This window comes from Amycolatopsis sp. SID8362 (genome assembly GCF_010550475.1).
Classification (GTDB): Bacteria; Actinomycetota; Actinomycetes; order Mycobacteriales; family Pseudonocardiaceae; genus Amycolatopsis; species Amycolatopsis eburnea.
On the sequence record NZ_JAAGNB010001626.1, the window covers coordinates 1 to 2,915 of the forward strand.

Annotated in this window: 3 protein-coding genes and 1 pseudogene; 1 reads left to right on the forward strand and 3 read right to left on the reverse strand. The window is 74.3% G+C overall.

The annotated features are described in order from the left end of the window. Positions 1-58 precede the first annotated feature (58 nt). Complete coding sequence (gene fdhD / locus G3I65_RS50330; RefSeq protein ID WP_309236065.1) at positions 59-892, forward strand: formate dehydrogenase accessory sulfurtransferase FdhD; 834 nt, start codon at positions 59-61, stop codon at positions 890-892. Here fdhD and G3I65_RS50335 read toward each other — a convergent pair. The 3 genes and pseudogenes from G3I65_RS50335 to G3I65_RS50345 form a co-directional block, all read right to left on the reverse strand. After that, positions 880-1,698 carry a LysR family transcriptional regulator gene (locus G3I65_RS50335; protein WP_160702931.1) on the reverse strand — a complete coding sequence of 273 codons (819 nt, stop codon included), beginning with the start codon at positions 1,696-1,698 and terminating at the stop codon, positions 880-882. The genes fdhD and G3I65_RS50335 overlap by 13 nt on opposite strands. A 1-nt stretch (position 1,699) precedes the next feature. Then, the gene (sucD, locus tag G3I65_RS50340) at positions 1,700-2,581 is read right to left on the reverse strand and encodes a succinate--CoA ligase subunit alpha (RefSeq protein ID WP_160701271.1); all 882 of its coding nucleotides are present in this window, start codon (positions 2,579-2,581) and stop codon (positions 1,700-1,702) included. A gap of 1 nt (position 2,582) precedes the next feature. Then, a pseudogene (locus tag G3I65_RS50345) lies at positions 2,583-2,915 on the reverse strand (succinate--CoA ligase subunit beta); the annotation flags it as partial.

Sequence of the window (2,915 nt, forward strand, 5' to 3'; positions counted from 1 at the left end):
CTGTCCGGGCGGCTGACCCAGCCGGGCCGCCCCGAATCGCTGCTGCCGGCGGCCTGACGTGGGCCGGATGACGAGCCGGCGCCGGGTGCTGCGCGTCCGGGACGGCGCGCACACCACGCGGCCGGACACGCTCACCGTCGAGGAACCCCTCGAGATCCGGGTCGGCGGGCAGGCGCTGTCGGTCACGATGCGGACGCCGGGCGACGACTTCGACCTCGCGGCGGGCTTCCTGGTCGGCGAAGGAGTGGTCCGCGCGCCCGCCGACATCCGGGCGATCCGCTACTGCGCCGGCGCGACGGCCGACGGCGGCAACACCTACAACGTCCTCGACGTCGCGCTGGCCGACGGCGTCGCCCCGCCGGACGCGTCGGTGGCGCGGAACTTCTACACGACGTCGTCGTGCGGCCTGTGCGGCAAGGCGAGCCTGGACGCGGTCCGCACGACGGTGACGTGGCCGGTTGCCGCGGACCCGTTCACGACGGACCCGGCGGCGCTGGCCGGCCTGCCGGACGAACTCCGTGCGGCGCAACGGGTCTTCGACCGGACGGGCGGCCTCCACGCGGCGGGCCTGTTCGACGGCGACGGGAAGCTGCTGTGCCTGCGCGAGGACGTCGGCAGGCACAACGCGGTGGACAAGGTCGTCGGCTGGGCCACGCGTGCCGGGAACCTGCCGCTGGCGGGCACGGCGCTGATGGTGAGCGGGCGGGCGTCGTTCGAGCTGGTGCAGAAGGCGGTGATGGCCGGGATCCCGTTGCTGGCCGCGGTTTCGGCGCCGTCGTCGCTGGCGGTGGACCTGGCCGCGGAGCTGGGGCTGACGCTGGTGGGGTTCCTGCGCGGGACGTCGATGAACGTCTACACGCGACCGGACCGCCTCGGTCTTCAGCCGAGCTGACCGAGCACCACCCCGACGGCGGCGTCGGCCGGGCTCCGGTGCACGGCGGCGAGCTGCCAAGCGGGCGGCTGGTCGAACCGCCGCACGGTCAGCTCGGGGAACCGCGCGGCCACGGAGCCGGGCAGCACGCAGGCGGCGAGCCCGGCCCGCACGATCCCCGCGGCGGCGGCGAGATCGTCGACTTCCAGCGTGACCCGGCGGCCGGGGAAGGCCCGGTCGGCGGCTTCGCGGATCGCCCAGCCGAGCGGGAAGTCGACGAGAGCCAGGTCGGAGAGGTCCGGGGGAGCGGACCGCGACCCACCGGGCGCGGTGGCGAGCACCAGCTCTTCGGCGGCGAGCGGAGTGGTGACCAGGCCGGCTCGGGCATGATCCGCGGGGGCCGCCGTCACCACGACGTCCACTGTGGACTCCACCACCGCGCACCCCGCCTCCGCGGCCGCCAGCCCGTGGATCTCCACCGCCAGGCCCGGGTGCGCGTCCCGCAGCTTGACCAGCACCCGGTGCAGGTCCGCCAGCAGCCCCGGGCAGACCCCCACCCGCACGCACCCGCCCACCGGGGAGACCACCGCGCGTGCTCGCTCCGCCGCCTCCAGGGCCGCCCGCGCGGCGGGCACGAAGGCCTCGCCCGCGGGCGTCAGCACCACGCGGTGGGTCGTGCGATGGAACAACGGCGTCCCCAGGTCGCGCTCCAAGGCTCTGACCACTGTGGACACCGTCGACTGGACCGTCCGCAGCCGCTGGGCCGCCGCCGTGAAGCCGCCTTCCTCGGCGACGGCCACCACCACCGCCAGCTGACGGAGTTCCATGTCAGCCGAGCACCTCGCGGACCAGCGCCGCGGTCTCGCTCGGCGTCCGCCCCACGCGGATGCCCGCCGCCTCCAGCGCCGCCTTCTTCGCGGCCGCCGTGCCCGACGAGCCGGAGACGATCGCGCCCGCGTGGCCCATCGTCCTGCCCTCCGGGGCGGTGAAGCCGGCGACGTAGCCGACGACCGGCTTGGACACGTTGGCCCTTACGAACTCCGCGGCTCGCTCCTCCGCGTCGCCGCCGATTTCGCCGATCAGGACGATCACGTCGGTCTCCGGGTCCTTTTCGAACGCTTCGACGGCGTCGATGTGCGTCGTTCCGATGATCGGGTCGCCGCCGATGCCGACGCACGTCGAGAACCCGACGTCCCGCAGTTCGTGCATGAGCTGGTAGGTCAGCGTGCCGGACTTCGACACCAGGCCGATCCGGCCCGGCCCGGTGATGTCCGCCGGGATGATGCCCGCGTTCGACCGGCCGGGGGAGATGATGCCGGGGCAGTTCGGCCCGATGATCCGCGTCCGCCCGCCCGCCGCGACGGCGTGGGCCCACAGCCGCGCGGAATCGTGCACCGGGACGCCTTCGGTGATCACCACCGCGAGCCCGATCCCGGCGTCCACCGCCTCGATCACCGCGTCCGCGACGAACGGCGGCGGCACGAACAGCACGCAGACGTCGGCGCCCGCCGAAGCCATCGACTCCGCGACGCTGCCGAACACCGGCAGCTCCCGGCCGGCGAGCTCCACCGTCTGCCCGGCCTTGCGCGGGTTCACCCCGCCGACGACGTTCGTCCCGGCGGCCAGCATCCGCCGGGTGTGCTTGGCGCCTTCGGAGCCGGTCATGCCGGAGACGACGATCCGGCTGGTCTCGTCCAGGAAGATGGCCACGTCAGACCTCCGCGATCGCGAGCTTCGCCGCCTCGCGGGCGGCGTCGTCCATGGTGGCCACGACGGTGACCAGGGGGTGGGCGGCTTCGGCGAGGATCCGCCTGCCTTCGGTGACGTTGTTCCCGTCGAGCCGGACGACCAGCGGCTTGGTCGCCCGTGGGCCGAGGACCTCCAGCGAGCGCACGATCCCGGTCGCGACGGCGTCGCACGCGGTGATGCCGCCGAAGACGTTGACGAACACGCTGCGCACGCGCGGGTCGCCGAGGATCACCGTCAGCCCGTTCACCATGACCTCGGCCGACGCGCCGCCGCCGATGTCGAGGAAGTTCGCCGG

Coding starts and splice junctions, on each gene's coding strand:
- G3I65_RS50335 (WP_160702931.1), bottom strand. CDS start 1,698: ATGGAACTCCGTCAGCTGGCGGTGGTGGTGGCCGTCGCCGAGGAAGGC.